At 69.0% G+C, this 26984-nt stretch carries 25 protein-coding genes, 1 pseudogene and 1 riboswitch; of the genes and pseudogenes, 17 read left to right on the top strand and 9 right to left on the bottom strand.

Features of this window, described 5'->3' with window-relative positions:
• Positions 1-69 precede the first annotated feature (69 nt).
• Complete coding sequence (locus CA234_RS05565) at positions 70-1959, top strand: potassium transporter Kup (RefSeq protein WP_125977155.1); 1890 nt, start codon at positions 70-72, stop codon at positions 1957-1959.
• A 62-nt stretch (positions 1960-2021) separates the two neighbouring features.
• Here the strand turns inward: CA234_RS05565 and CA234_RS05560 are convergent, their stop codons facing one another.
• The 4 genes from CA234_RS05560 to CA234_RS05545 all read right to left on the bottom strand — a co-directional run bounded on the left by CA234_RS05560 (position 2022) and on the right by CA234_RS05545 (position 6359).
• Positions 2022-3533, bottom strand: a complete 1512-nt coding sequence (locus CA234_RS05560) for a SulP family inorganic anion transporter (protein WP_125977147.1) — start codon at positions 3531-3533, stop codon at positions 2022-2024.
• Positions 3530-4225 carry a carbonic anhydrase gene (locus CA234_RS05555; protein WP_125977148.1) on the bottom strand — a complete coding sequence of 232 codons (696 nt, stop codon included), beginning with the start codon at positions 4223-4225 and terminating at the stop codon, positions 3530-3532. The genes CA234_RS05560 and CA234_RS05555 overlap by 4 nt, the downstream gene beginning before the upstream one ends.
• Positions 4226-4326: 101 nt before the next feature.
• Positions 4327-5640: an ATP-binding protein gene (locus tag CA234_RS05550; RefSeq protein WP_241213257.1), complete on the bottom strand. Its 1314-nt coding sequence runs from the start codon at positions 5638-5640 to the stop codon at positions 4327-4329.
• An 8-nt stretch (positions 5641-5648) separates the two neighbouring features.
• Positions 5649-6359 carry a response regulator transcription factor gene (locus CA234_RS05545; RefSeq protein ID WP_121079427.1) on the bottom strand — a complete coding sequence of 237 codons (711 nt, stop codon included), beginning with the start codon at positions 6357-6359 and terminating at the stop codon, positions 5649-5651.
• Positions 6360-6505: 146 nt separating this feature from the next.
• Here CA234_RS05545 and CA234_RS05540 point away from each other — a divergent pair, with 146 nt between their 5' ends.
• From CA234_RS05540 to pncB, 15 genes and pseudogenes are all read left to right on the top strand, one after another.
• Positions 6506-6964 carry a hypothetical protein gene (locus CA234_RS05540; RefSeq protein WP_126001086.1) on the top strand — a complete coding sequence of 153 codons (459 nt, stop codon included), beginning with the start codon at positions 6506-6508 and terminating at the stop codon, positions 6962-6964.
• A 56-nt stretch (positions 6965-7020) separates the two neighbouring features.
• A riboswitch (cobalamin riboswitch) is annotated at positions 7021-7221 on the top strand.
• Between the two features lie 153 nt (positions 7222-7374).
• Positions 7375-8391 (top strand): nicotinate-nucleotide--dimethylbenzimidazole phosphoribosyltransferase, encoded by a 1017-nt coding sequence (gene cobT / locus CA234_RS05535; protein ID WP_126001085.1) that lies wholly within the window; start codon positions 7375-7377, stop codon positions 8389-8391.
• Positions 8388-8954 carry a histidine phosphatase family protein gene (locus tag CA234_RS05530; protein ID WP_125974308.1) on the top strand — a complete coding sequence of 189 codons (567 nt, stop codon included), beginning with the start codon at positions 8388-8390 and terminating at the stop codon, positions 8952-8954. Before cobT ends, CA234_RS05530 begins: the two co-directional genes overlap by 4 nt.
• Positions 8951-9673 carry an adenosylcobinamide-GDP ribazoletransferase gene (gene cobS / locus CA234_RS05525; RefSeq protein WP_125974307.1) on the top strand — a complete coding sequence of 241 codons (723 nt, stop codon included), beginning with the start codon at positions 8951-8953 and terminating at the stop codon, positions 9671-9673. Before CA234_RS05530 ends, cobS begins: the two co-directional genes overlap by 4 nt.
• On the top strand, positions 9670-10647 hold the full coding sequence (locus CA234_RS05520; RefSeq protein WP_126001084.1) for a threonine-phosphate decarboxylase: 978 nt from the start codon (positions 9670-9672) through the stop codon (positions 10645-10647). The genes cobS and CA234_RS05520 overlap by 4 nt, the downstream gene beginning before the upstream one ends.
• Positions 10640-11572 carry an adenosylcobinamide-phosphate synthase CbiB gene (gene cbiB, locus CA234_RS05515; RefSeq protein WP_125974302.1) on the top strand — a complete coding sequence of 311 codons (933 nt, stop codon included), beginning with the start codon at positions 10640-10642 and terminating at the stop codon, positions 11570-11572. Before CA234_RS05520 ends, cbiB begins: the two co-directional genes overlap by 8 nt.
• A complete protein-coding gene (locus tag CA234_RS05510) occupies positions 11560-13017 on the top strand; it encodes a cobyric acid synthase (protein WP_126001083.1) in 1458 nt (485 codons plus the stop codon). Before cbiB ends, CA234_RS05510 begins: the two co-directional genes overlap by 13 nt.
• Complete coding sequence (cobU, locus tag CA234_RS05505) at positions 13014-13520, top strand: bifunctional adenosylcobinamide kinase/adenosylcobinamide-phosphate guanylyltransferase (protein WP_126001082.1); 507 nt, start codon at positions 13014-13016, stop codon at positions 13518-13520. The genes CA234_RS05510 and cobU overlap by 4 nt, the downstream gene beginning before the upstream one ends.
• A gap of 26 nt (positions 13521-13546) precedes the next feature.
• Positions 13547-13825: pseudogene (locus CA234_RS05500) on the top strand (membrane dipeptidase); the annotation flags it as partial.
• Positions 13826-13941: 116 nt separating this feature from the next.
• Positions 13942-14394: a MarR family transcriptional regulator gene (locus CA234_RS05495; protein WP_241213255.1), complete on the top strand. Its 453-nt coding sequence runs from the start codon at positions 13942-13944 to the stop codon at positions 14392-14394.
• The gene (locus tag CA234_RS05490) at positions 14391-16436 is read left to right on the top strand and encodes an FUSC family protein (RefSeq protein ID WP_125974294.1); all 2046 of its coding nucleotides are present in this window, start codon (positions 14391-14393) and stop codon (positions 16434-16436) included. Before CA234_RS05495 ends, CA234_RS05490 begins: the two co-directional genes overlap by 4 nt.
• Positions 16433-16648 (top strand): DUF1656 domain-containing protein, encoded by a 216-nt coding sequence (locus tag CA234_RS05485; RefSeq protein WP_125974292.1) that lies wholly within the window; start codon positions 16433-16435, stop codon positions 16646-16648. The genes CA234_RS05490 and CA234_RS05485 overlap by 4 nt, the downstream gene beginning before the upstream one ends.
• On the top strand, positions 16645-17574 hold the full coding sequence (locus tag CA234_RS05480; protein ID WP_241213254.1) for an efflux RND transporter periplasmic adaptor subunit: 930 nt from the start codon (positions 16645-16647) through the stop codon (positions 17572-17574). Before CA234_RS05485 ends, CA234_RS05480 begins: the two co-directional genes overlap by 4 nt.
• Positions 17575-17576: 2 nt before the next feature.
• Positions 17577-18974: an efflux transporter outer membrane subunit gene (locus CA234_RS05475; protein WP_125974290.1), complete on the top strand. Its 1398-nt coding sequence runs from the start codon at positions 17577-17579 to the stop codon at positions 18972-18974.
• Between the two features lie 9 nt (positions 18975-18983).
• Complete coding sequence (gene pncB / locus CA234_RS05470) at positions 18984-20288, top strand: nicotinate phosphoribosyltransferase (RefSeq protein WP_126001081.1); 1305 nt, start codon at positions 18984-18986, stop codon at positions 20286-20288.
• Here the strand turns inward: pncB and CA234_RS05465 are convergent.
• The 3 genes from CA234_RS05465 to CA234_RS05455 form a co-directional block, all read right to left on the bottom strand.
• Entirely contained in the window at positions 20285-21328 is a 1044-nt protein-coding gene (locus CA234_RS05465) for a DUF2332 family protein (protein WP_241213253.1), read from the bottom strand. The genes pncB and CA234_RS05465 overlap by 4 nt on opposite strands.
• 103 nt (positions 21329-21431) lie before the next feature.
• Complete coding sequence (locus CA234_RS05460; RefSeq protein ID WP_342449839.1) at positions 21432-23279, bottom strand: methyl-accepting chemotaxis protein; 1848 nt, start codon at positions 23277-23279, stop codon at positions 21432-21434.
• Positions 23280-23793: 514 nt separating this feature from the next.
• On the bottom strand, positions 23794-24027 hold the full coding sequence (locus tag CA234_RS05455; RefSeq protein ID WP_125974284.1) for a hypothetical protein: 234 nt from the start codon (positions 24025-24027) through the stop codon (positions 23794-23796).
• Between the two features lie 99 nt (positions 24028-24126).
• Between CA234_RS05455 and CA234_RS05450 the strand changes: the two genes are divergently transcribed.
• Positions 24127-25281, top strand: coding sequence for an aminotransferase (locus CA234_RS05450; RefSeq protein WP_125974282.1), 1155 nt, complete (start codon positions 24127-24129; stop codon positions 25279-25281).
• A 4-nt stretch (positions 25282-25285) separates the two neighbouring features.
• Here the strand turns inward: CA234_RS05450 and mtnA are convergent, their stop codons facing one another.
• On the bottom strand, positions 25286-26332 hold the full coding sequence (mtnA, locus tag CA234_RS05445) for an S-methyl-5-thioribose-1-phosphate isomerase (protein WP_125974280.1): 1047 nt from the start codon (positions 26330-26332) through the stop codon (positions 25286-25288).
• Positions 26329-26961 carry an acireductone synthase gene (gene mtnC / locus CA234_RS05440; protein WP_125974278.1) on the bottom strand — a complete coding sequence of 211 codons (633 nt, stop codon included), beginning with the start codon at positions 26959-26961 and terminating at the stop codon, positions 26329-26331. Before mtnC ends, mtnA begins: the two co-directional genes overlap by 4 nt.
• Between the last annotated feature and the right edge of the window lie 23 nt (positions 26962-26984).

Below are 26984 nucleotides of genomic sequence, written 5' to 3'. Positions count from 1 at the left end.
AGGAAAATCTGCAGGCGTACCGCGTGGCACCCCGAATCGGTCGGGGCACGGAGACCTGCAGTGGAGCAGTTGGCGAGCGACGGGGATGCCCCCGCGCATCCGCATCAGGAGCGGTTCGCCGCGCTGGCGATCGGCGCGATCGGCGTGGTGTTCGGCGACATCGGAACGTCGCCGCTATATTCGCTCAAGGAAAGTTTCATCGGCCATCACAAGCTGGCCCTGGATCCGGCGCACATCTACGGGGTGCTGTCGCTGATCTTCTGGACGATGACCTCGATCGTCACGATCAAATATGTCGCGCTGATCCTGCGCGCCGACAACAAGGGCGAAGGGGGCAGCCTGGCGCTGCTCGCACTGATCACCCGCAAGATGGGCGACACGCGCTGGCGCGTCGCGATCACCATGACCGGCGTGATCGCCACCGCGCTTTTCTATGGCGACGCGATCATCACGCCCGCGATCTCGGTGCTCTCGGCGGTCGAGGGCCTCACTACCGTCCAGGCGGGATTCACGCCGCTGGTGCTGCCGGTGACCGTGGCGATCCTCGTCGCGCTGTTTGCGATCCAGGCACGCGGCACGGCGGCCGTGGGCAAGCTGTTCGGGCCGGTGATGCTGGTCTATTTTGCGGTGATCGCGGTGCTCGGCATCCGCGGCATCATCGCCGCGCCAGAGATCCTCTGGGCGCTCAATCCCTGGTACGCGATCAAGTTCTTCACGCTCGACCCCGGCCTCGCCTTCCTGGCACTAGGCTCGGTGGTGCTGGCGGTGACCGGCGCCGAGGCACTCTATGCGGACATGGGCCATTTCGGCCGCCGCGCGATCATGGTGTCGTGGCTCTACGTCGCCTTTCCGTGCCTGATGCTCAACTATCTGGGCCAGTCGGCGCTGATCCTGCGCAATCCGGCGATGATCGAGAACCCCTTCTTCCTGATGGCGCCGGACTGGGCGCGCCTGCCGCTGGTCATTCTCGCCACCATGGCGACGGTGATCGCCAGCCAGGCGGTGATCTCGGGGGCCTTTTCGGTCTCGCAACAGGCGGTGCAGCTCGGCTTCCTGCCGCGGCTGCGCATCCTCCATACCAGCGCCAAGGCGGCAGGACAGATCTACATCCCGCTGGTCAATTGGGGCCTGCTGGTGATGGTGGTGCTGCTGGCGCTGGGCTTCCGCAGCTCGAGCAACCTCGCCTCGGCGTACGGCATCGCCGTGACCGGCACGATGTTCATCACCGCCTGCATGCTCGGCGTGCTGACCTTCGCGGTGTGGAAGTGGAACAAGCTGCTCGCCGGCCTCGTCACCGGCATCTTCCTGCTGATCGACGGCGCCTATTTCGCCTCGAACATCACCAAGATCCCCGACGGCGGCTGGTTCCCGCTGCTGGTGGCGGCGGTGGCGTTCGTGCTGCTGACCACCTGGTCGCGCGGGCGCCGGCTGGTGCTCGATCGGCTGCAGGAAGGCGCAATGCCGATCGCGCTGTTCATCCGCTCGGCGGCGCAGACCGCCACGCGGGTGAAGGGCACCGCGGTGTTCCTCACCTCGACGCCGGACAGCATCCCCCCCGCCCTGCTCCACAACCTCAAGCACAACAAGGTGCTGCACGAGCGGATCGTGCTGCTCACCGTCGCGATCGAGCCGGTACCGCACGTCCGCGGCGCCGAATGTAGGTCCATGGAGCCGCTCGGCGACGGCTTCTTCCGCGTCGTCCTCCATTATGGCTTCATGGACGAGGTCGACGTACCGGTGGCGCTTGCGGCGATCCAGGAGTGCGGCGCGCCGTTCCGGCCGATGGAGACCAGCTACTTCCTCGCCCGGCAGACGCTGCTGCCCTCGTCGCGCCCCGGCATGGCGATCTGGCGCGAGAAGCTGTTCGCTTGGATGGTGCGCAATGCGGAAAGCGCGATGGAGTTCTTCAAGCTTCCCACCAACCGCGTGGTCGAGCTCGGCAGCCAGCTGGAAATCTGAACATAAAAATGGGGCGGCTTCCGCAAGGGAAGCCGCCCCAGGCCTTCGGGGTGTGCCCCTTCTTAGCCGGCGAGAACCGCGGTCTTGCCGCTGGCACCCTGGACATCGACCGGCGAACCGCCCGCACGGCGGCGCTGCAGCCAGTCCTTGAGCAGTTCGGCGCAGCTGTGATCGACCGCGTCGAGCCGCGACACGTCAAGCAGCACCGACTTGCCGCCCGGCACCGACTCCAGCCGGTCCGAAAGCTTGGGCAACGTGATGAAGGTCGCCGAGCCGGCGAGCGCGATCCGGTGTTCACCCGCTTCCTCCTGCTGGTCGACCTTGAGGCCGAGGCGACGGAGGTTCGGCACCAGCTCGAGCAGCGACAGCGCGATGCCGACGAGCACGCCGGTGAGCAGGTCCTCGGTCACGACGAGCAGGCAGGTCACCGCCCAGATCGCCGCCGGCAGCACACCGTAATGCGCGAACAGGTGGCGGACATGCTTGAGGTTGACCAGCTTGGCACCGGTCACGACCAGCACCGCACCCAGCGCCGCCATCGGGATCTCGCGCAGCAGCCAAGGCAGCAGGGCGACGAAACCGAGAATCCAGGCGCCGTGCAGGATCGCGGAAAGCCGCGTCTGCGCACCGGCCTGGACGTTGGCCGAGCTGCGGACGATGACGCCCGTCATCGGCAGCGCCCCGGCGACGCCGCACAGCAGGTTGCCGATGCCCTGCGCGCGCAGTTCCTTGTTGTAGTTGGTGCGCACGCCGTCGTGCATGCGATCGACCGCGGCGGCCGAAAGCAGCGTCTCAGCGCTGGCGATGAAGGCGAGTGCGATCGCCGCGGTGATGACGCTCGGGTCCATCCACTTGGCGAAGAAGCCGTTCTCCGGCAGCGCGATCGCCGAGACGATGTTCGAGGGCACGCTGACGCGGGTCACGTCGAAGCCGAAGCTGAACGCCACCAGCGTCGCCGCGACCACGCCGACCAGTGCGCCGGGGACGAGCTTGACCGCGGCGGGCTTGAACTTGTCCCAGCCGAGCATCGTCGCGATCGTCAGCAGGCCCAGCGCAAGCGCCATTTCCGTCGAGGCGAGGTCGCTCGACAGGCCCAGCACGCGGCCGGGCATCGCCGCCAGGTTGGCGAGGCCGCTCGACAGCGGCTTGGCGTCGAACAGCACATGATATTGGCCGACGACGATCAGGATGCCGATACCGGCGAGCATGCCGTGCACAACGGCAGGCGAGATCGCGCGGAACCAGCCGCCAACGCGCAGCACGCCGGCAATCACCTGAATGGCGCCGGCGAGGATCAGGATGGGGCCGAGCGCGGACAGGCCCTGCTCGCGCACCAGTTCGAACACGATGACGGCGAGGCCCGCCGCCGGGCCGCTGACCTGCAGCGGCGAGCCGGCGAGGAAGCCAACGACCAGGCCACCGATGATGCCGGTGACCAGGCCCTTTTCGGGCGGCACGCCCGAGGCGATGGCGATGCCCATGCAGAGCGGCATCGCCACCAGGAACACGACGATGGACGCCGTGAAGTCGCGCACGAAGCTCTTAGGCTTCGGTGCTTCCGCGACCGTGCTCATTCGGCTGCCTCCGCATATTCGATGTCGCGCGCCAGCCGCTGGCCGGCCGGGAGCGCCACCGGCATCGGACGATCTTCGCGAATCGGCATGAAGCGGCCGCTCTCGCCGTCGAGGCCGAGCACAACGCCCGCGCCGATATCGACGAACCAGCCGTGCAGCGCGATCTCGCCGCGCGCGATGCCGGCCGCGACCGATGGGTGGGTGCGCAGGTGCGCCAGCTGGACGACGACATTCTCGAGCGCGGCGGTGCGGACCGCATCGGCGCCCTGCAGATTGTCATAGCCGCCGTCGACGACGCACTTGGCGGCGTGGCTGTGGCGCAGCCAGGCGGTGACGTTCGGCATGCCTTCCAGCATTTCCGGGTTCATCAGCGCCTTCATCGCGCCGCAGTCCGAATGGCCGCAGACGATGATGTCGCGCACGCCCAGCGCCGCGACCGCATATTCTACGGTCGACGAAACGCCGCCATTCTGGGTGGCGAAGGGCGGCACGATGTTGCCGGCATTGCGGCAGACGAACAGGTCGCCCGGGTTGGCCTGGATGATCTGCTCGGGCACCACGCGGGAGTCGGCGCAGGAGATCATCAGCGCCTTCGGGCTCTGCCCGTGCGTGGCAAGCTTGGAATAGAGGGCGTGCTGGTTCGGGAAGACCTGCTTCTCGAAATCGACGACGCGTCCGATCACTTCGTTCACGGCTTGCTCCTGTAACACACCCGCGACGCGGGCATCTCTTCAGGATCGCACACTATCGATCGCCATTTGCTGCATCGCGGCGCGTTCGTAAGAAAACGTTGCTAAGCCCCTGCGCCATTGCGCGGCAGGAGGATTTCGGCGCAGAGCCCGCCGCCCTCGCGATTGGCAAGGCGAAAGCTGCCGCCCTCCGCCTCCGCCGCCCGCGCGACGATCGACAGGCCGAGGCCGAACCCCACGGTGTCGCGCGAACGTGCCGCGTCGAGCCGGACGAAGGGCTGCATCACCCGCTGAAGATCCTCCTCGGGAATGCCCGGCCCCTTGTCCTCGACGCGGATCGCCACCGCGCCGTCCGCGGGCACCAACCGGATGCAGCATTGGCCGGCATAATGAACGGCATTGTCGACGAGGTTGTTGAGCGCGCGCTTGAGCATCAGCGGGCGCAGGACATGCTCGAAATGGTCCGGGCCGTCATATTCCACGTCGCGGCCGTGATCGGCATTGTCGTCGGCGATCGTCGCGCACAGCACCGCGAGATCGACGCGCGCCGGCGTTTCCTTGTCCCCCTCCCCGCCAAGGAACGCGAGCAGCGACGAAATCATCGCCTCCATCTCGGTGATGTCGGTCTCGACCGCGGCGTGCACGTCCGGATCGGCGATCGCATCGGCGCGCAGACGCAGCCGGGCCAGCGGCGTGCGCATGTCGTGGCCCACGGCCGCGAGCGCCTGGGTGCGATCGGCGATCAGCCGCTGGATGCGCTCCTGCATGCGGTTGAACGCGCTGATCACTCGGCGCAGTTCCTTCGGACCCGCTTCCTCCACCTTCAGGATGGTGCCGGTGCCGAAGCGGTCGGCAGCGAGCGCCAGCCGTCGCATCGGCAGCAGCATGCGCCGGAGCAGGATACCGCTGATCAGGATCAGCGCCAGCGCCGGTGCCAACGCGAGCAGTATCCGCGAGAGGCCAAGGTCGGCAGCATGGACATGCTCGCGCGTTCGAAAATACATCCAGCTGCCGTCGGGCATCGGCACGGCGCCGACGATCAGCGCCTTGCTCCCTTGCGAGGTGAGTCGCAGGCGCAGGCCGTTCGAGGCGAGCGTCGGCTCCCAGAGCACGACCTGCTCGTAGAGACGGTCGAGGTCGGGCTGCTCGCGCAGGCCGCTCGGCAATTGCGGCATCCACCGCACTTCGTAGCGCGAGGTGGTGAATTCGACCGCGAGGTCCTCGCGCCGCGCGGGCGGCTGCTCGGCGAGCAGCTTGCGCGCGATCACCAGATGCTCGGCCAATCGCCGCGCTTCGTCGTCGCGCACCGCGAACTGGCTGGCCCGCTCGTAGAGCAAGGTCGATACGGCGAATTCGATAAGGATGGTCAGCAGCAGGATCGCGAAGACCTGCCCGATCAGCCCGGAGGGACGCTTCAAAAACGCCCTCAACTGCGCGTCACGGGCACGTTGAGCGTGTAGCCGATGCCGCGCACGGTCACGATCGGCGCCTGGTGACCCGCATCGGAGAGCTTGCGCCGCAGCCGGCTGACCAGCACGTCGATGCTGCGATCCGAGCTGTCGCCCAGCCGGGTGCGCGACAGTTCGATCAGCCGCTCTCGCGAGATCACCCGACCCGAATGGTCGCACAGCGTGACGAGCAGGTCGAATTCGGCACCGGTAAGGTCCACCACGGCACCGGTCGGCGACAGCAGTTCGCGACGCGGCAGGTTGACCGTCCAGCCGTCGAACTGGATCTCGCCCTTGGGCCGCTCGGCGGTGTCGCGTTCGCCCGCGCCGCGGCGTAGCACCGCGCGCACCCGCGCCACCAGCTCGCGCGTACCGAACGGCTTGGGAAGATAATCGTCGGCGCCCAGCTCGAGCCCGACGACGCGGTCGGTCTCGCTGCCCTTAGCCGAGATGAAGATGATCGGCACCGAGCTCTTCTGGCGGATGGCACGGCACAGATCGATGCCGCTGGTGCCCGGCAGCATCACGTCGAGCAGCACCAGGTCCACCGGCCCCTGCTCCAGCGCCAGCCACATCTCCGGCGCCGACGAAGCGGGACGCACCGTATAGCCGTTTTCCTGGAGCGCGCGGGCGGTCAGCGTGCGAAGTTGCGGATCGTCCTCGACCAGGACGATCGTGGGAAGGCTCAGCGGGGGTTCACCTGCATACATCGCGAAGAAACCTAGGGACAGCGATCCGGAGGGTCAACGCCGCCCGGCCGCATTGCGGCGTGACGCGCGTCACGGGCAGTGCGTCTCGTCAGCGGTACAAGGCCCCATATCGTGGGGAAACTATCATGCAGATGCCGCGCCTCCAACGTTCCGTCCTGCCCGGTCGCGCGCGTGCGAATCGCGGCACCCTGGCGGCCATCGAACTCGAAGGCTTGAACCAGGATATGGCGCCCGCACGCGACGATCCGGCGTTCGGCCCGCGCCATCTGCTCGCGGCGCTCGACGGGCTGTCGGCAGCGGTGATCGAGGCGACGGGAAGCTGGGCCTTTCTCACTGCCGAGCGGATCCAGCTGATCGACGCCGCGCACAAGCTCGCGTGGCTGCTGGTTCGGGTGAACCGCAGCGAATCGATGGTCGCCCGCGCACCGGACCTCGCCGCCACGACGCGCGCCGTCGCGGCCGCTACCTATCGCCTGCGCGCCGTGCAGGAACTGGGCGACGGCGCCGATGCGATCCAGCCGCTGTTCGAATTGATCGTCCGCATCGACCAACTGCTGCCGCGCACTGCCCAGCTCTACCAATAATCACGCGCGGCGCTGGCATATCGCCGATAGCGGAGCTAGAGGAGCGGCGAAGGTTCTACCTTCGAACCCATGCCGGTGCCCGTTCGCGGGCGAGAAGGGAATGCGGTGCGGGCGCTTCGGCGCTCCAAGGCCGCAGCTGCCCCTGCAACTGTGAGCGGCGAGCGGCCGGGCAAAGGCCATTGGGAGCGATCCCGAGAAGGCGCCCGAACCGCGATGACCCGCAAGCCAGGAGACCTGCCGGCACGGGGTCGCTCACGCCTGGTCCAGGGTGCGGCCACGGCGCGGAATCCTCCGTTCGAGCGACGAGAATGTGCCGGGCACGCGACTGTGCGCCCGGTCGATTGTCATTGCAGGAACGAGGCGACGAACGTGTACATCAATGCTTCCCCCAAGCGCGGCGCAGGCGCGGCATGATCGATCTGTCGAGCGTCGCCGCGTTCGATCGCGCGCTGGCTTCGCTGCCTTCTCGCGACGCGGCTGCCGCGGATGCCGCGCGGCAACGCCAGCAGCAGCTCACCAAGCCGCCGGGCTCGCTGGGGCGGCTGGAGGACCTCGCGATCTTCCTCGCCGGTTGGCAGGGCCGTGCGCACCCCTCGATGGATGCGGCGCGGGCGGTGATCTTCGCCGGCAACCACGGCGTCGCCGCGCAGGGCGTCAGCGCCTTCCCCGCTGAAGTGACCACGCAAATGGTCGCCAATTTCGCGGCGGGCGGTGCCGCGATCAACGCACTGACCGGCGCGATCGGGATGCGGCTGGACGTGGTCGCACTCGACCTCGACCGCCCCACCTGCGACTTCACCACCGGCCCGGCGATGGACGAAGCCGATTGCCTTGACGCACTCCAGCAGGGCGCCGCGGTGGTAACTGCCGATACCGATCTGCTGCTGCTCGGCGAGATGGGCATCGCCAACTCGACGGCGGCCGCGGCGCTTTGCCTGCGCAGCTTCGGGGGCACGCCGGCGGATTGGGCCGGCCCCGGCACCGGCCTCGACGCGCACGGCGTCGGCCACAAGGGCGCGGTGATCGCCCGCGCGATCGAGGTCCATGCCGAGGCACTCCACACGCCCTTCGAGACGCTGCGGCGGCTGGGCGGTCGCGAACTGGCGGCGATTGCCGGCGCCGTCCTCGCCGCGCGCCATGCGGGGGTGCCGGTGCTGCTCGACGGCTTCATCTGCTGTGCATCGCTCGCGCCCTTGGCAGCGACGGCACCCGGCATCGTCGACCATTGCATCGCCGGCCATTGCTCAGCCGAACCCGGCCATGCACGGCTGCTCGCGCGGCTGGGGCTGGAGCCGCTGCTGCGGCTCGACATGCGGCTGGGCGAAGGCAGCGGCGCAGCGGTGGCCGCAGCGGTGCTGCGCTCGGCGCTGGCCGCGCACAACGGCATGGCGACCTTTGCCGAGGCAGGCGTCGCCGGCGGCGCATGAGCGGCATCGTCCTCCACCTGCTGCGCCACGGCATCACCGAGGCCGACGGCCGGCTGATCGGCCGCACCGACGCGCAGCCGCTCGCGGAGGGGGTCGACGCCTGCGTCGCGCGCGCAAACGGGCTGGCGGTGGACGCAGTGGTGAGCTCCGATCGCGCCCGCAGTGCGGTACCTGCAAGGCAGATCGCGGCCGCCCTGTCCCTTGAAGCCGGCGAAGACCCTCGCTGGCGCGAACTCGATTTCGGCGCATGGGACGGGCTGTCCTTCGACGCGATCGACGCCGAGGCACTCGCCGCATTCCAGGCGGAACCGGCGCGTCATGTGCCCCCCGGCGGCGAAACCTGGCCGGCACTTGTTGCGCGCGTCGGCGACGCGATCGATGCCATCGACCGCCCGACCCTTGTGGTAACCCATGGCGGTGCGATGCGGGCGGCGCTCGCCAGCCTGTGCACCTTCGACTTCCCCCACCTCTGGAACATCGCTTTGCCCCATGCCGCGCTGCTGAGCCTGCGCGTTTGGCCCGGCACCCCGCGCGTCGGCCAGATCATCGGACTCGTGACATGAGAGAATTCGTCCTCGCCCTCCAGTTCCTCACGCGCCTGCCGCTGCCCGCGGTTAAGGCGAACGACGCGACCTTCGCCCGATCGATGCGCTGGTTCCCTGCGGCCGGGCTGCTGGTCGGGCTGGTGCTGCTCGTCGCCCTGTTGCTAGGCAATTTGCTCGATCCCTGGACCGGCGCCCTGCTCGGCCTCTTCGCCTGGGTAAGCGTCACCGGCGCGCTCCATCTCGACGGGCTCGCCGACCTCGCCGATGCCCGCGGCGCGCTGCACAAGGGGGGCGAGCGGCTGCGCGAAGTGCTCGCCGACCCGCATGTGGGCAGCTTCGGGGTAGTGGCGATCGGGCTGCAGCTGCTTGCCAAGCTGGTGCTGCTCCACGCGCTGCTGGCCAGCCCCGGCTGGTGGACCATCCTGTTCGTCCCCGCCGCCGCCCGCTTCGGCCCGCTGGTGTGGACGCGCTGGCTGCCGCCGCTGCACGAGGGGCTGGCCAGCCGCTTCCGCAGCGCGGTGCGCCCCGCCGACCTGATCGTCTGGCTGGTGCTGCTCGCCTTCGCCGCCGCGCTTGCGGCCCCCGCGCTGCTCGCAGCGCCCGTGCTGATTGCCGCCTGGGGCTGGCGGATCCAGCGCCTGCTTGGCGGCATCTCGGGGGACGGGCATGGCGCCGGGATCGAGCTGGTCGAGACCGGCCTGCTGCTGGCGCTGGTGATCGCGCCACACCTAGGATGAGCGATCCGCTGCGCCACCATGGCGGCAACCTCGCCGCTGCCCGAGCGAGGTATGGCGACGGGCCGTGGCTCGACCTTTCGACCGGGATCAACCCGGTGCCCTGGCCGGTGCCCGTCGATCTCGACGTCGACCTGGGGCCGTTGCCCGATCCGTCGCTGCTCGCCGATCTCGAAACGGCGGCGGCAGCCCATTTCGGCCTGGTGCCCGAACAGGTCTGCGCAATCCCGGGCAGCGAAATGGGGCTGCGGCTGCTGGGACAATTGCTGGGCGGCAGCGCCTACCACCGCGTGCCGGGATACCGCACCCATGGCGCGGCCTTCGCCGACAGTCTGCCACTGTCCGCGGACGGTCCCGTGTCGGGCGACGCAGCGCTGCTCCTCGCAAACCCGAACAACCCTTGCGGCACGCTGCGCGACCGGGCGGCGCTGGAGGCGATGCTCGCCGAGCGCACCGCCGCGGGCGGCTGGTTGATCGTCGACGAAGCCTTTGCCGATGCGCATCCGGAGGCGAGCATCGCGCCGCTGGTGAACGATACGCGCCGGCTGATCGTGTTCCGCTCGTTCGGCAAATTCTTCGGACTGGCCGGGCTTCGGCTCGGCTTCGTCCTGGCCCCCCGCCTTATCCTCGCCCGCTACCGCGCTCTCCTCGGCGACTGGCCGATCGACGCGACCGCGCTGGCGATCGGCACCCGCGCCTATCGCGACCGGGCTTGGATCGAGGCGACGCGGACGGCGCTTTCGGCCCGAGCTTCGACCTTTGACCGCCTGCTCGAAACGCACGGGCTGCTACCCGGGGGCAAGTCGCCGCTGTTCCGGCTGGCCTCCCACCCGGACGCCGCAGCGATCTTCGAGCGGCTGGCCCAGGCGCACATCCTCGTCCGCCCGTTCGACTATGCCCCGCGCTGGCTGCGCTTCGGTGTCCCGGCCGACGCCGCCGCGCTGGACCGTGTAGACCGGGCACTCCGCCATGGCTGAGCCGGTCGCGCTCGCCGCGCTGGCGCTGGAGGCGGCGGTCGGCTGGCCGGCCTGGCTCTACGCGCGGATCGGACATCCGGTCGGCGGCTTCGCCCGGCTGATCGCCGCCTGCGAGCGCCGCTGGAACCGGCCCAAGGCTCCGGAGCAGCGCCGCCGGCGGTTCGGTGTCGCAACGGTGTTGCTGCTCTTTCTGATCGCGATCGCGGCCGGACTTGCGATCGAAGCCGTTGCGGCGCATTCCTCCTTCGGCTGGCTGGTGCTCGTGATCGCGGCCTTTCCGGGGCTCGCCCAGCATAGCCTCTACGTCCATGTCCGCCCCGTCGCAGCAGCGCTGGCGCGCGGTGACCTGACTGCGGCGCGCACGGCGGTCGGCTATATCGTCGGGCGCGACACCGCACGGCTCGACGCACCCGGTGTTGCTCGCGCCGCGATCGAAAGCCTCGCCGAAAGTTTCTGCGACGGCGTCGTCGCACCGCTGTTCTGGCTGCTCGTCGCCGGGCTGCCCGGTCTGTGGGCGTACAAGGCGATCAACACCGCCGACAGCCTGATCGGCCACCGCGAGCCCCGCTGGCGCGCCTTTGGCTGGGCGGCAGCGCGCACCGACGACCTGCTCAACCTGGTGCCCGCACGGCTATCGGGCATGCTGCTCTGCCTGGCCGGTGGGCGCGGCTGGCGGACCTTGTGGCGCGACGCCGGCAAGCACGCGTCGCCCAATGCCGGCTGGCCCGAAGCGGCGATGGCCGGTGCCCTCGGCCTGCGGCTCGCGGGGCCGATCGCCTATGACGGGGTGGTCGCCGACAAGCCGTGGATCGGCGACGGCCGCGCCGAGGCGACCGCGCACGATATCCGCCGCGCGCTCGCCCTCTATGTCCGCACCTGCGGGCTGCTATGGATCCTCGCCGGAGGGGTCGCATGGCTGCGCTGATGCTGCAGGGGACCGGATCGGACGTCGGCAAGTCGGTGCTCGTCGCCGGGCTTTGCCGCGCGCTCGCCAACCGCGGCCTCCGCGTCCGGCCGTTCAAGCCGCAGAACATGTCGAACAACGCCGCGGTGACCGAGGATGGCGGCGAGATCGGCCGCGCCCAGGCGCTCCAGGCGCTCGCCTGCCGCGTGGCGCCGCATACCGACATGAACCCGGTGCTGCTCAAGCCCCAGGCCGATCGCACGTCCCAGCTGGTGGTGCACGGCAAGGTGCGCGGCACGCTCCACGCCGGCAATTACCGCGAGGCGCGCAAGGCGCTGCTCGGCGAGGTTCTGACCAGCTATCACCGCCTCTCGGCCGCGTGCGACCTGGTGCTGGTGGAAGGCGCAGGTTCGCCCGCCGAGATCAACCTGCGCGCCGGCGACATCGCGAACATGGGCTTCGCCCGCGCCGCGAAGGTGCCCGTGATCCTGGTCGGCGACATCGATCGCGGCGGGGTGATCGCGGCGGTTGTCGGCACCCGCGCGGTGCTCGACGCCGAGGATGCGGCGATGATCCGGGGTTTTCTGATCAACAAGTTCCGCGGCGATCCTGCGCTGTTCTCTGACGGCTATGCGCAGATCGAAGAACGCTCCGGCTGGCGCGGCTATGGCCTGATCCCCTGGCTGCGGGACGCATCGCGGCTGCCGAGCGAGGACGCGGTGGTGCTCGAGCGCAACTCGAAGTCGAAGGGCGGCCGCATACTGATCGCCTGCCCGATGCTGCCGCGCATCGCCAATTTCGACGATCTCGATCCGCTCAAGCTCGAACCCGGCGTCACGCTGGCGATGATCCCGCCGGGCAGGCCGCTGCCGGGCGACGCGGCGCTGGTGATCCTGCCCGGCTCCAAGGCGACGATCGCCGACCTCCAAGCCGTACGCGAACAAGGCTGGGACATCGACCTGCTGGCCCATCATCGCCGCGGCGGCGCCATCCTCGGCATCTGCGGCGGCTACCAGATGCTCGGCCGCACCATCGCCGATCCGCACGGGATCGAGGGCCCGGCAGGCAGTGCGCCTGGGCTCGGTCTGCTCGACGTGGAAACGAAATTGACCCGCGAAAAGGCACTCCGCCCTGCGCAGGGCACCGCCCTTGGCGCCGAGATCCGCGGATACGAGATGCACATGGGCATCACCACCGGCCCGGACACCGCCCACCCCTTCGCGACGCTCGACACCGGCTCGGACGGTTCCATCGCGCAGGACGGCCGCGTATTCGGCACCTATCTCCACGGCCTGCTCGCCAGCACGGAGCTTCGCCGGGCGCTGCTCGCGCGGATCGGCATCGCCTCAAGCGGGATGGATTATGCCGCCTCGGTCGATACCGCACTCGATGCGATCGCGGCCGAGCTCGAAACCCATGTCGACATCCCCGCGCTGATCGCGCTCGCCCAGGAAGCACCCCGATGACCAGCCTGTTCGTCCTCGGCGGCGCCCGTTCGGGCAAGAGCCGCTACGCGCAGGCCCGCGCCGAGTCGCTCGCCGGTGACCTGCTCTACCTCGCCACCGCGCAGGCGTTCGACGCGGAGATGGAGGAGCGCATCGCCCGCCACCGCGCCGACCGCGGCCCGCGCTGGTCGACGCTCGACGTGCCGCTCGACTTGCCCGCCGCGATCCTGGCCAATGCGGCGCCGGGCCGCGTGCTGCTGGTCGACTGCCTGACGCTGTGGACCTCGAACCTGATGTTCGCCGAGCGCGATCTCGACGCCGAGACGGAGGCGCTCGCCACCGCCGTGACGCAGGCCGCCGGTCCGGTGATCCTCGTCGCCAACGAAGTCGGCCTCGGCATCGTGCCCGACAACGCCCTCGCCCGCCGCTTCCGCGACGCCGCCGGGCGGATCAACCAGGCGATCGCCGCGACAGCGGACGAAGTGCAATTCATCGCCGCCGGGCTCCCGCTCCGGCTGAAGTAGGCGGCAATTGACGGGTCGGCGACAGCGCCACCGACACGCCCGAATGGCGCGGCTTCAGCCCGCTCGGGCGGCAATGGGTGGCGGAGATGAACCGGCTGAGCATGGTGATCGACGTCAGCCACGCCTCGGACGACGTGTTCGACCAGGCGCTGGCAGTGTCGAAGACGCCGATCCTCGCCTCGCATTCCGGAGCCAAAGCGATCTTCGATCATCCGCGCAACCTCGACGACGCGCGGATGCGCAAGCCGGCGGCGGCGGGCGGGGTGCTGCAGATCAACAACGTCTATCTCGCGCCAGCGGTGTAGGTACCTGGCGGCGATTCCCTGAGCGAGCGGCCGCGGCGCATCCCACATAAAAAACATTCTGCCCATACCAGCGGAGAGCTTGACCTGATTAGTTAGCGTCCTAACTAACGGCCCTCATGGCCGATCGGCAAACCCTGGAACGCGCGCTCGCGACGCGAATGAACCCCGCATCGCGGGCGTGGCAGCGGCTGGGCGACGCAGCCCTTGCCTCGCTCGATATCTCCAGCTCGACCGGATGGACGCTGGTCTATCTTCAGCGACTGGGCGAGGACACGCGGCAGGCGGACCTCGCTCGCGCCGTGGGTGTGACCGAGGCGTCGCTGGTTCGGACGTTGCACGCACTGGAAGACGCCGGGCTCGTCGAACGCATCGCCGATCCGCGCGACCGCCGTGCCAACACGCTGCGGCTGACAAATGCCGGCGTTTCGCTTGCGTCACGGATCGACGCGCGGCTCGCCGCGTTGCGCAGCGAGTTGCTCGATGGGGTGAGTGACGAAGCGCTGGAGACGACCTTGGCGGTACTCGATCATCTGGCGGCGCGTCTCGCCGAACGGCGGCCGCAGCCATGAACGATCGCTGGGGCATCGACGCCGCCGTCTTCTCGCTCAAATCCTATGCGGCGGCGATGCTCGCCATCTATCTGGCGCTGTCGATCGGGCTCGACCGTCCCTATTGGTCGTTCCTCACCGCCTATATCGTCGCGCAACCGCTGGCGGGCGCGGTGCTCTCCAAGGCGCTGTTCCGCGTGATCGGCACGGTCGTCGGCGCCGCCGCCGCCGTGGCGATGGTGCCGCCGCTGATCAACACCCCCGAGCTGCTGGTGCTCGCCATTTCCGGATGGCTCGCTCTCTGCGTGTTCGTCTCGCTGCTCGACCGGACCCCGCGCTCCTACATGTTCGTGCTGGCGGGCTATAGCGCCGTGCTGATCGTGCTGCCGAGTGTCGATGCGCCGGGCACCATCTTTACCGTGGCGAGCCTGCGCGTGCAGGAGATCACCCTGGGCATTCTCTGCGGCAGCCTGGTGCACGCCGTGGTCTTCCCCCGCTCGGTCGCCGCCTTCCTGCTCACCCGCGTCTCGTCCATCCTCAAGGATGCCGAGCGCTGGTCGCACGATTCGATCGCGCTGGAGCCGGTCGCCGGCGTGGATGCCGAACGCCGCCGCCTCGCCGCCGACATCACCGAGCTCCACCAGCTCTCGATCCATCTGCCGTACGAGACCGCCCGCACCACCCCGCGTGTGCGGACGGTCCGGGCGCTACAGGACCAGCTTTCGCTCCTCATGCCGCTGGGCGCGGCGGTTGACGATCGCACCGTGCAGTTGCTCGCGCATGGCGGGCTGCCGCAGGACGTGGCCGCGTTGCTCGTCGATACGCAACAATGGCTGAAGACGCTCGATCGCGACCGCGACGAGCGCGCCGCCGACGCCGCCATCCTCGAGGCGCGCTGCGCTGCGCTCGAGCCCGACGTCCACCCGGGCAGCACCTGGCACGACCTGCTGCTGCTCAGCCTGCTTTCGCGCCTGTCCGCGCTGATCGGCGCGCATCGCGACTGCCGCGAACTCGCCGAGCAGCTCGCCACGCTCGATCGCCGCCCGGTGAGCCCGCGCGTTGCCGAGCTGCTCGAAGGCCGCCGCGGTCGCGAACTCCATATCGACTGGATCGGCGCGGCGCGCGGTGCGCTCGGCGCCTTCCTCACCCTGGCCGTCGGCTCGGCGATCTGGATCGCGAGCGGCTGGTCGGAAGGGTCGACCGCGGTGATGCTCGCGGGCGTGTTCCTCGCGCTGTTCGCCGCCGCGCCCGATCCGCTGCTGCCGCTGCGCACCTTCTTCTGGGGGACGTTGGTCGCGACGATCCTGGGAGCGATCTACGGCTATGCGATCATGCCGCGGCTCGACGGATTCGGGCAGCTCGCCGCGGCGATGGCGCCGCCGCTGCTGATCCTCGGCGCGATGATGCATTCGCCGAAGTGGATGGGCCTGGCGCTGCCGACGCTGCTCGGCCTCGGCAGCCCGCTGCTCATTTCGGCAAAATACACCAGCGCCTTCGCCAGCTTCGTCAACGGCGCGATCGCGCAGCTGATGGGAGTCGCCTTCGCCATCGTCATGGCGCGGCTGCTACAGTCTGCGGGCATCGAGCAGGCGATCCGGCGGACGCTCCGCGCCGGCTGGGCCGACATCGCCGAGCGCAGCACCTTGATGACGCCCCCCGACATCCGCGGCTGGATCAACCGCATGCTCGATCGCATCGCGCTCCTGGCACCGCGACTGGCGCTGAGCGGCCGCTCCCCGGGCAAGCCGCTCTATGACGCGCTGCGCGACCTGCGCACCGGTGTGGCGATTGCGGAATTGCGCGCGCTGCGGCTCGAACTACCCCCCGAACGCTCGGCGCCGCTCACCGAGGTGCTTCGCGATGTCGGCGACTATTACCGCCGGCTCGAACCGGAAGTGGAAAAGCCCGAGGACCCTGGCTTGCTTGCCCATATCGATACCGCGCTCCACGCCATTGCGCAGGACAATGACGCGACCGTCCGCCGCACCGCCGCGCTCGGCCTGCTCGCGCTGCGCCGCAATCTCTTCCCCAACGCAGATCCCATGCCGGAGGCCAGGCTGTGACCGGCGAAATCTCCATCGACGGCGTGTTCGTGCCGACGCTGCTGCTGCTCGGGGTGCTTGCCATGGTGCTGACGATGGCGCTCGCCCGCCTGTTCAACGCCTTCGGCCTGTATCGCTTCGTCGCCTATCGGGCGCTCGTTGATCTGTGCCTGTTCATCCTCCTGCTCGGCCTGCTCGCCTGGGCCACCCCCTCGATCGGATTCCACCCATGAAACGCTACCTTCCCGCCCTCGGCCGCAGCGCCGCGACGATCCTGATCGTGATCGCCGCCGCCTTCGTCGCGTTGTGGTTGTGGCAGCATTATGCACGCAGCCCCTGGACGCGCGACGGGCGCGTGCGGGCGGACGTGGTGCGGGTGACGCCGGACATTGCCGGGCTGGTGACGGCGGTAGCCGTGCACGACAACCAGCAGGTCAAGGCGGGCGACCTGCTCTTCGTGATCGACCAGCCGCGCTATGCGCTGGCACTCGCCCAGGCGCGCGCCAGCGTGGAGAGCGCGCGCGCGACGCTCAACCAGGCGCAGCGGGAGGCGCGGCGCGACCTTGCGCTCGGCAATCTCGTCGCCGCCGAGACGCACGAGCAGAATGTCGCGCGTGTCGCCACCGCCCAGGCCGCGCTCGCCCAGGCGCTGACCTCGGTGCAGAGCGCCGAGCTCAACGTCTCGCGCACCCGGGTGAAGGCGTCGGTCAACGGCACCGTGACCAATCTCGATCTGCACCCCGGCGACTATGTCGCGGTAGGGCAGCAGGCGATGGCGCTGATCGACACCGACAGCCTGCGCGTCGAAGGCTATTTCGAGGAAACCAAGCTGCCCAGCATCCGCATCGGCGCACCGGTGACGGTGGAGCTGATGGGCGAGCCGCGGCTACTCCACGGCGTCGTCGAGAGCATCGCCGCGGGCATCAACGACACCACGCGCAGCAATTCGGGCAACCTGCTGCCCAGCGTCGACCCCACCTTCACCTGGGTCCGCCTCGCCCAGCGTATCCCGGTTCGGGTGAAGCTCACCCGGCTGCCGCCCGATATCCGCCTGATCGCCGGCCGCACCGCCACGGTGACGATCCAGCCGGTCGCGACCGCACAGCCCGTGCAGGCCAAGCCGACGCCGACTCCCTCCGCTACCCCGAAGGCCCAGTGACCATGCGCCGCCTCACCCTGCTCGCCGCGCTCGCGCTGATCGCCGGCTGCACCCGCGCCGGGCCGGACTATCACCCGCCGGTCGCCGGCCCCGCCAACGATCCCGCAGCCACCGGCAAGTTCCTCTCGGCGCAGGACAAGGCCTTCGCCGACGAACCGCTGCCCGATCGCTGGTGGCGGCTCTATGCCGATCCGCGGCTGGACGCGCTGGTCGAGCAGGCGCTGGCGGCAAATACCGATCTCCGCGCCGCCGACGCCAATCTCCGCCGTGCCGAGGCGGTCGTCCGCCAGACCGAGGCCTCGCGCCAGCTGACCACCGATCTCTCCGGCGGCACGACGCTGTCCCGCCCTTCGGGCACCGGTACCACCTTGCCGGGGACGCTCGGCTACAATCTGGGCATTTCCGTCGGCTACCCGCTCGACGTGCGCGGCAAGATCGCGCGGGCGATCGAAGCCAGCCTTGCCGACCGCGATGCCGTCGCCGCCGCACGCGATGCGGTGCGGATCAGCGTCGCCGCCGCCACCGCCCGCGCCTATGCCGATGTCTGCGCCGCCAATTTCCGGCTCGCCGCAACCCAGCGTATCGTCGCCCTTCAGCGCCAGACCTTCGGCGCGACCCAGCGGCTCCAGCGCGCCGGCCGCGGCACCGCCTTCGACGTGACGCGCGCCCAGGCGGCGGTGCAGACCAGCGAAGCTAATCTGCCGATCTTCGCCGCCCAGCGCCGCGCCGGGCTCTACACGCTCGCCGCGCTGCTCGGCCGTCCTGCGGCCGACTATCCGCGCGATGTCGAGAGCTGCGCCGCCCTCCCCGCCCTGCCCCGCCCGATGCCGGTGGGCGACGGCGCCGCGCTGCTCCGCCGCCGCCCCGACATTCGCCAGGCCGAACGCACCATCGCCGGCGACACGGCACGGATCGGGGTCGCCACCGCCGATCTCTACCCGCAGATCAACCTCGCCGGCTCGGCGGGGCTGAGCGGCCTGGTCGATCGCGCCGGCGGCCCGACCTCCTTCGGCTTCAGCCTGGGACCGCTAATCAGCTGGAGCTTCCCCAATCGCCCCGCTGTCCGCGCTCGGATCGAGGCGGCAGGTGCGCAGGTCGATGCCGACATCGCCCGTTTCGATTCCACCGTGCTCAGCGCACTCCGCGACACCGAAACCGCGCTGGAGACCTATGCCCGCGACCGCGACCAGGCCGAGGCGCTCCGCCAGGCGCGCGACAGCGCGGCGACGGCGGCGGACCAGGCCGGCCGGCTGTTCCGCTTCGGCCGCAGCGATTTCCTCGCGCTGCTCCAGGCGCAGAGCAGCCTCGCCCAGGCGGAAGCCAGCTATGCCACGGCCGAGGCGAAGCTGCCCGACGACCAGATCGCGATCTTTCTCGCACTTGGCGGCGGCTGGGAATAAGAAGGCGCCATGACCTTCACCGATATTGCGAGCCGGACCTACAACCATAATTTCCGGCTCGATCCGATCGTCCGCAGCCTGCTCGACACGGACTTCTACAAGCTGCTGATGCTGCAGATGATCCGGCGTCTCCATCCCGAGACGCAGGTCACCTTCTCGCTAATCAACCGCAGCAAGTCGGCGCGGCTCGCCGAGGTGATCGACGAGGCCGAACTGCGCGCCCAGCTCGACCATGCCCGCTCGCTGCGCTTCGCCAAGAAGGAACTGATCTGGCTCGCCGGCAACAGCTTCTACGGCAAGACCCAGATGTTCGCGCCGGACTTCCTCGCCTGGCTCGCCGAGTTTCAGCTGCCGGAATATGAACTGGAGCGGCGCGACGGCCAGTTCGTGCTCCACTTCCACGGCCCCTGGACCCACACGACGATGTGGGAAATTCCGGCGTTGACCATCGTCAACGAACTCCGGTCGCGCGCGGCGATGCGGGGTCGCGACCGGTTCGCGCTCGACGTGCTCTATGCCCGCGCCAAGGCCAAGCTGTGGGACAAGGTCGAGCGGCTGCGGACGCTCCCCGATCTCGTGCTGTCGGACTTCGGCACCCGCCGCCGCCACGGCTTCCTGTGGCAGCGCTGGTGCGTCGAGGCGCTCAAGGAAGGGCTCGGCCACCGCTTCATCGGCACGTCGAACGTGCTGCTCGCCATGGACGCGGACCTGGAGGCGATCGGCACCAATGCGCACGAGCTGCCGATGGTGGAAGCGGCGCTTTCGCCCGACGACGCCAGCCTCGCGGATGCGCCCTACCGCGTGCTCGAGCAGTGGCGCGCCCATTATGGCGGCAATCTGCTGATCGCGCTGCCCGATGCGTTCGGGACCACCTCGTTCCTCGCCCGCGCGCCCGACTGGGTGGGCGACTGGACCGGCTTCCGCCCGGACAGCGCGCCGCCGATCCCGGGCGGCGAGCAGATCATCCGCTGGTGGCAGGCGCATGGCCGCGATCCGCGCGAGAAGCTGTTGATCTTCTCCGACGGCATGGACGTCGAATCGATCGAGGCGACCTATCGCCATTTCAATGGGCGGGTGCGGATGAGCTTCGGCTGGGGCACCAACCTCACCAACGATTTCCGCGGCTGCGATCCGGAGGGTGAGGCCGGGCTGGAGCCGATCTCGCTGGTCTGCAAGGTGGTGGCGGCGAACGGCCGCCCGGCGGTTAAGCTCTCCGACAATCCGGCCAAGGCCACCGGCGAGCCTGCCGAGATCGAGCGCTACCTACGCGTATTCGGCAGCGAGGGCCGCACCGAGCACGCGGTGCAGGTCTAGCCGCGCCAGTCGACCGAATTGCCATAGGGGTGGCACGTCGCGAGCACGCGGCGTTCCACCCCGCCGGGGAACCAGCTGAGCGACAGCCGCACTTCGCTGCGCGTCTCGGTCCATTCGAAGCCGACCCAGGCGAGCGGTCGCTCGGGCGTGGCATATTGCCCGGCATCCTGGATCATCGCGACCACCGCGGCACGGTCGCGCGGCGGCAGATATTGCAGCACCATCGAGTGCATCACGACGCGGCAGACGCCCGCTTCCTGCGGCACGGCGAGTTGGCGGGCGAGCCACTCGGAAGCATCCCCCTTCTCGATCTGGGGCGGATGACGCCGCGCCATGCCCAGTGCCTCTTCCAGCCGGTGTAGCCGTAGCGGCTGGTCGGCGAAGATATAGGCCATCAGGCGCTCGCAGGTCGCCGGATCCGAAGCGCTGAGCGGATTGAGGTCGACGCCGCGTGCAGAGACGACTTCCAGCGGCGCAGGCTGCGGCGCCGGGCCGTGCCAGTCGGGCGTCACCTGCACCGGCGACTGGCGATCCCCGGCGAGCGCCCCGCCGAGATCGAACCCGTAGCGGCCGAGATTGAGGTTGAGGCCGCAACTCGAACCGATTTCCAGGATCTCGAACGGCAGGCCGAAGCGGCGGCGCACCTGCATCAGCGCCGCGACGATCGCCCCGGAGCGACCGACTTCATTGGTCTGCGGCGTGCGGCGCAGGAAGCCGGCGATCAGATCGTCTTCGACGGCCAGCGCCTCGCCGATCGCGCCGTCGAAATCGTCATGTTCGTGGCGATACAGCGCCGCCAGGGCCGGCGGATTGCCGCGGCGGGCGAGGAAGTGGAGCGCAGCGTTGAAGCGCATCGCGAGTGCCGCGGAGGCAGGATCGCCCTCCCAGTGCGTGATCAGCGCCTCGCTGTGCGGGCCGCGGCCAAGCTGGCGCAATCCGGCCGCCAGCACCTCGCCGATGAACGGCGAGCCCAGCTCGGTGGCGACGCGCGCCATGCGCGCGATCTCCGCAATACCCGTCCGGGGTGCGATCATGTTCATTACCATTTCCCGGGCAGAAGCCGCGTCGGATCTTGTCGCCGGGGGCCGTCCGATTCGCAACCGGATCGAACGGCCATGCCCGGTCTTCACGTGCTTCCGACGATCAGAAGCTCTGCCAGTCGTCGTCCGCGCCGTTGCTGCGGACGAGGGCCGAGACGGCGGCCGCCGGAAGCGGCTTGACGCTGCCGCCGTTGAAGCGGCTGGGCGCCACTCGCGAAGTCTGCATCGGAGCACCCCCGCCATTGCCGACCTTGAAGCGGCTGGCCTGCTCGGAGAGCACGCTGACTTCGCTCGCCAGGTTGCGCGCGGCGGCCGAGGTTTCCTCCACCATCGCGGCATTCTGCTGGGTCGACTGGTCCATTTCGCCCAGCGCGGCGCTGATCTCGGTGACCGCGCTCGACTGCGCCTGGTTGTCCGAGGCCATGTTGCCGAGCAGCTGGTGGACTTCGCCCACGCCGCTGGAAATGTCGGCCAGCGCGCCGTCGACGCGCTGCACCGCCTGCACGGCAGTGACGATGTCGCTCTGCGTCGCGGTCAGCTGGTCGCGGGCGCGGCCGGCCTCCTCTTCGGCGCGCATCGCGAGCGCCGAAACGAGGTCGGCGACGACAGCGAAGCCGCGGCCCGCCTCACCCGCACGACCGGCCTCGACCGCGGCGTTCATCGCGAGAACGCGAGTCTGGAATGCGATCTTGTCGAGGCCTTCGATGACGCTATCGATGCCCTTGGCGCTGTCCGACACGCGGGTCATCGCCTGCACCGCTTCGTCGGCGGTGCTGCGGCCGTTGTCGACCGTCGACATCGTGCCGTCGGCGCGCTCCACCGTGCGACCGGCGGCGGCGGCGGTAGCCTTGAGGCGCTGGTCCATCTGGGTGACGGCGGCAGCGGTTTCTTCGAGGCTGGCTGCATTGGCTTCGGTGCGGCGGGCGAGGTCTTCGCTGGCCTGGGCGATCTCGTTCGAGCCGGTGCGGATCGACGCGGTCGCCTCGATCACCGACGCGATCAGCTCACGCAGGCTCGACAGTGCGTTGTTGAAGTTGGTTTTCACCACGCTGTATTCGCCGGGGAACTCGACGTTGATCTGCGCGGTGAGGTTGCCCTGTGCCAGTTCGGCGAGGTGCGACGAGACGGTTTCGACGACCATCTTCTGCGTCGCCTCGGCCTTGGCACTGGCCGCGTCCGACGCTTCCTTGGCGAGTGCGGCATCGCGGAACACCAGCACCGCGCGGGCCATGTCGCCCAGTTCGTCGCCGCGCGCGGTGGCGGGTACCTCGACATGGTTCCGGCCGGCGGCCAGGTCCGCCATGGTGCGGGTCAGCTGACTGATCGGGCGGGCGATGATGCTGCTGAGCGTGACCGCCAGACCGATCGCGATCCCGATCAGCGCGATCGCGCCGATGATCAGCACGGTGGTGGCAGTAGTGATGGCGCCTTCCTGGCGCGCGCCGTTCTTCTCGATCGCTTCGGCCTGCGCGTCCTTGATCGCGCGCAGCGGCAGAACCGCGGCCGACACCAGCACCGCCTTGCCTGCGCCGCGGACCTCGGCCTGCGCCTCTTCGCGCTTGCCGGCCTTGACCTGCGCGATCAGCCGGTCGCCCCACTTCTCGCGCCACGACAATGTTTCGGTGCGCGACTTGCGCAGCGCCTCGAGCAGCGCCGGATCGGTCAGCAGCTTTTCCAGCTCGGCCGAAGTCTCGTCATATTCGCTGCGCCCCTCGTCGTACGACTTCAGGTACGTGGGATCGGCCGTGACGAGGAAGCCGCGCAGCTGGCTGTTCTGGCGCAGCAGCGCCGTTTCCAGCGTCAGCGTCTTCGAATGGATCTGCTGGCTGAGATTGTTCTGGTCGGTGACCGAACGGATCATCGAGATGTTCATGAAGAACACGATCATCACGATCGCTGCCGATGCACAGATCAGCAGGAACGACAGTGCGAGCTTCCTCGGAATTTTCATCGATGCAATCATTTCTGGTCTTTCCGATAGTTTTTGGCGCGCCCGAACATGCTGGTGTCGATCGCGACCTGCGCTAGGGCCGAACCGATCGCCGAAAGGGAGAGAAGGGGCGTGGTCACGCTCGGTCGGCGCCCGGCGCCGACGGTCGGCAGCCTGCGGCCGCAGGGGCGACCCAAGCACCAGCAATGGCAAAAAACCGAACCCGCACGCGCATACCCAACCCCGTTCCCGGTCTGTGGTTTATCGCATTATAGGAACGATCTCTTACCGATCGGTCACCGAGCGCAGAAACAACCTCCGGAAAAGCGCTTAGAACGCTCGGAGGGAACATCGGAAATAGCGTTGTGAAGGCGCCGTTCCGGTTCAGAAAATCCGGATAGGCCGACGCTGCCTGGCATTCCCTACGTTATAGTCCGCAGGTTTGCAGATGAACACATGCACGGTGATCGGCTCGCGCAAAGCATGCGGCGGGAGCACATCGTGCCGTTCCCGCCGCAGCCGAACGGTCAATGCGTTACTTGCGGTCCTTGCGACCGCCCTTCCAGTAAAGAAGGCCGGCGACGATCGCAGCGGACCCGACGCCGATCGCGGCACCCATGCCGATCTGGCGCGAGCTCGGCATGCGACGCTTGGCCGCCTCCGCGATCTCCTTGGCGGCGGCAAGCGCCTCCCCTTCCCCGGCGTGCGGCGCTTCGGCCTTGGGATAGGGCGACTGGGACTCGGCGGGCACGGGCGGTTTCTTGGTCATCGTCTTCCTTCGACACACACGGTCATCAACCGCCGTCTTCATGCGGCGGTTCCGCCCCGGCTTGCAAGGCGCAACCGCACTCCGCCATAGCCGCATGCGATGAACCCGATCTATTGCTCGATGGGCACCACCATCTTCGAAGCCATGTCAGCCCGCGCCCGCGCGAACGGCGCGATCAATCTTGGCCAGGGCTTTGCCGACGGCCGCGGGCCCGAAGCCGTGCTGGAGGCCGCCGCGCGCGCGGTGCTGGAGAAATCGAACCAGTATCCGCCGATGGCCGGGCTGGCCGAACTGCGCCAGGCGGTGGCGGATCACTATGCCCGCCACCAGGCGCTCAACCTCGCGGCCGAAGAAGTGATCGTCACCTCGGGCGCGACCGAAGCGCTGGCCGCCGCCCTTTTCGCCCTGATCGAGCCGGGCGACGAAGTACTCTGCTTCCAGCCGCTCTACGACGCCTATGTGCCGCTGATCCGCCGGGCCGGCGGCGTGCCACGCTTCGTCCGCCTCAGCCCGCCCGAATGGCGGATCGAGCGTGCCGCGCTGGAAGCCGCGGCGACGCCCAAGACCCGGCTGATCCTGCTCAACAACCCGCTCAACCCCGCCGCGACGATGGCCAGCGCCGAGGACCTGGCGATGCTCGCCGACTTCTGCGTCGCGCACGATCTCACCGCGATCTGTGACGAGGTGTGGGAGCACGTCACTTTCGACGGCGCCCGCCATCTGCCGCTGATCGGCTTTCCCGGGATGCGCGAGCGGACGGTGAAGATCGGCAGCGCGGGCAAGATATTCGCGCTGACCGGCTTCAAGGTCGGCTGGATGTGCGCCGCCCCGCCCCTCGCCCGGGTGGTGGCCAAGGCGCACCAGTTCCTCACCTTCACCACCCCGCCCAACCTGCAATGGGCGGTGGCCGAGGGGCTGACGACGCAGGACGACTGGGTACAGGACGCCCGCCACCGCTTCCAGGCCGGGCGCGACCGGCTTGCGGCGGGGCTGCGCGACGCCGGCTTCGCGGTGCTGCCAAGTGCTGCGACCTATTTCCTCTCGGTCGACCTCACCGCCTCCGGGCTGGCGATGAACGACGTGACCTTCAGCGAACGCCTCGTCGACGAGGCCAAGGTCGCGACGATCCCCGTCTCGGCCTTCTACGCCGAGGATCCGGTGACCAACGTCGTTCGCTTCTGCTTCGTCAAGGAAGACGCGGTGCTGGACGAGGCGCTCGCGCGGGTGAAGGCTTGGCGCGCGGCGCTGTCCTGACGCCTCAGATCCGGTCGAGCACCCCGCGTTCGGTGATGTAGCCCGTCACCAGTCGTGCCGGGGTCACGTCGAAGGCCGGGTTGAGCGCCGGGGAGTCGGTGACACGGATCGTCGCGATACGGCCAGCTTCGTCGGGGCCGGTCAGCCGCGTCACTTCCTCGGGCGCGCGCGCCTCGATCGGGATGTCGGCACCGCTGGCGGTCGCCGGATCGAAGGTCGTGTAGGGCAGCGCGACATAGAAGGGCACGCCATTGTCGTGCGCCGCGAGCGCCTTCAGATAGGTGCCGATCTTGTTGCAGACGTCGCCATTGGCCGTCACCCGGTCGGTGCCGACGATCACCGCGTCGACCTGCCCCTGCATCATCAGCAGCCCGCCCGCATTGTCGGCGATCACCGTGTGCGGCACGCCGTGGTTGCGCAGCTCGAAGGCGGTGAGCAGCGCGCCCTGATTGCGCGGGCGGGTCTCATCGACCCAGACGTGCACCGGAATGCCGGCATCGTGCGCGAGATAGATCGGCGCCGTCGCGGTGCCGTAATCCACCGTCGCCAGCCAGCCCGCATTGCAATGGGTGAGGATGTTGAGCGGCCGGTCGGGGTGCCTGGCGTGGAGCCCGCGGAGCAGGTCCAGCCCATGTTCGCCGATCGCGCGGCAGAGCTCGGCATCCTCGTCGCAGATCGCATCGGCGCGCGCATAGGCGGCGGCAGCGCGCTCACCATAGGGCAGGCCCTCTACCGCCGTCCGCACCTGCTCGAGCGCCCAGCGCAGGTTTATCGCGGTGGGTCGCGTCTCTACCAGCATCGCATAGGCGGCATCGAGCCCCGTATCGCTGGCGTCCACCGCCAGCGCCATCGCCAACCCATAGGCCGCCGTCGCCCCGATCATCGGGGCACCGCGGGTCCACATCTCGCGGATCGCCACTGCGGCGGCATCGAGGTCGCGCAGTTCGACCCAGCGGATTTCCCAGGGGAGCTGGCGCTGGTCGAGGATGCGGATGCCCTTGCCGTCCGCGGTGCGCGCGATTGAACGGATGTGCTTGCCTTCGAGGATCACAGGCGAACCTCCGAGAGCGAGTGAATGTCGGCGGGGCCGCCGGCGCGATCGATCAGCAGCGCCCCCAGCCCTGCCGCGCGCGCGGCATCGACCTCCGGTTGCATATCGGACACGAACAGGATTTCCTTTGCTTCGCAGCCCATTGCAGCCGTAATCTTGGCATAGCTCTCAGCTTCTCGCTTCGGCCCGGTCGTGGTGTCGAAATAGCCGGAGAGCATCGGTGTCAGGTCGCCGGCGATCGAATGGCCGAAGATCAGCTTCTGCGCCGCGATCGAGCCAGAGGAGTAGATGTAGATCGACACGCCGGCCGTATACCAACGATGCAGCGCCTCGGGCGTGTCGGGATAGACGTGCCCCTGCAGCGTGCCGTCGGCATAGCCCTGTGCCCAGATCAGCCCCTGCAGCGTCTTGAGCGGCGTCGCCTTGCGATCCTCGGCGATCCAGGCGAGCAGGGTCGCCACCTTGTCGTCGCCCGGCACTTCGGCGAGGATCGGTGCGACCTCTTCACAATGGGCCTCGATATAGCTTGCCAAATGCCTGGCAGCATATGGGAAAAGTACCTCCGCAACGAAGGCGATACTGCTCGTGGTCCCCTCGATGTCGAGCAGGACGGCCTTGGTCTGGGTCATGGGGATACTCGCTGCGTCGCGGG

The sequence above is a fragment of the Sphingomonas sp. ABOLE genome, assembly GCF_003950455.1.
Classification (GTDB): domain Bacteria; phylum Pseudomonadota; class Alphaproteobacteria; order Sphingomonadales; family Sphingomonadaceae; genus Sphingomonas; species Sphingomonas trueperi.
The sequence above is the reverse complement of the archived record's forward strand: the minus strand, read 5'-3'. Positions and strand labels throughout refer to the sequence as shown.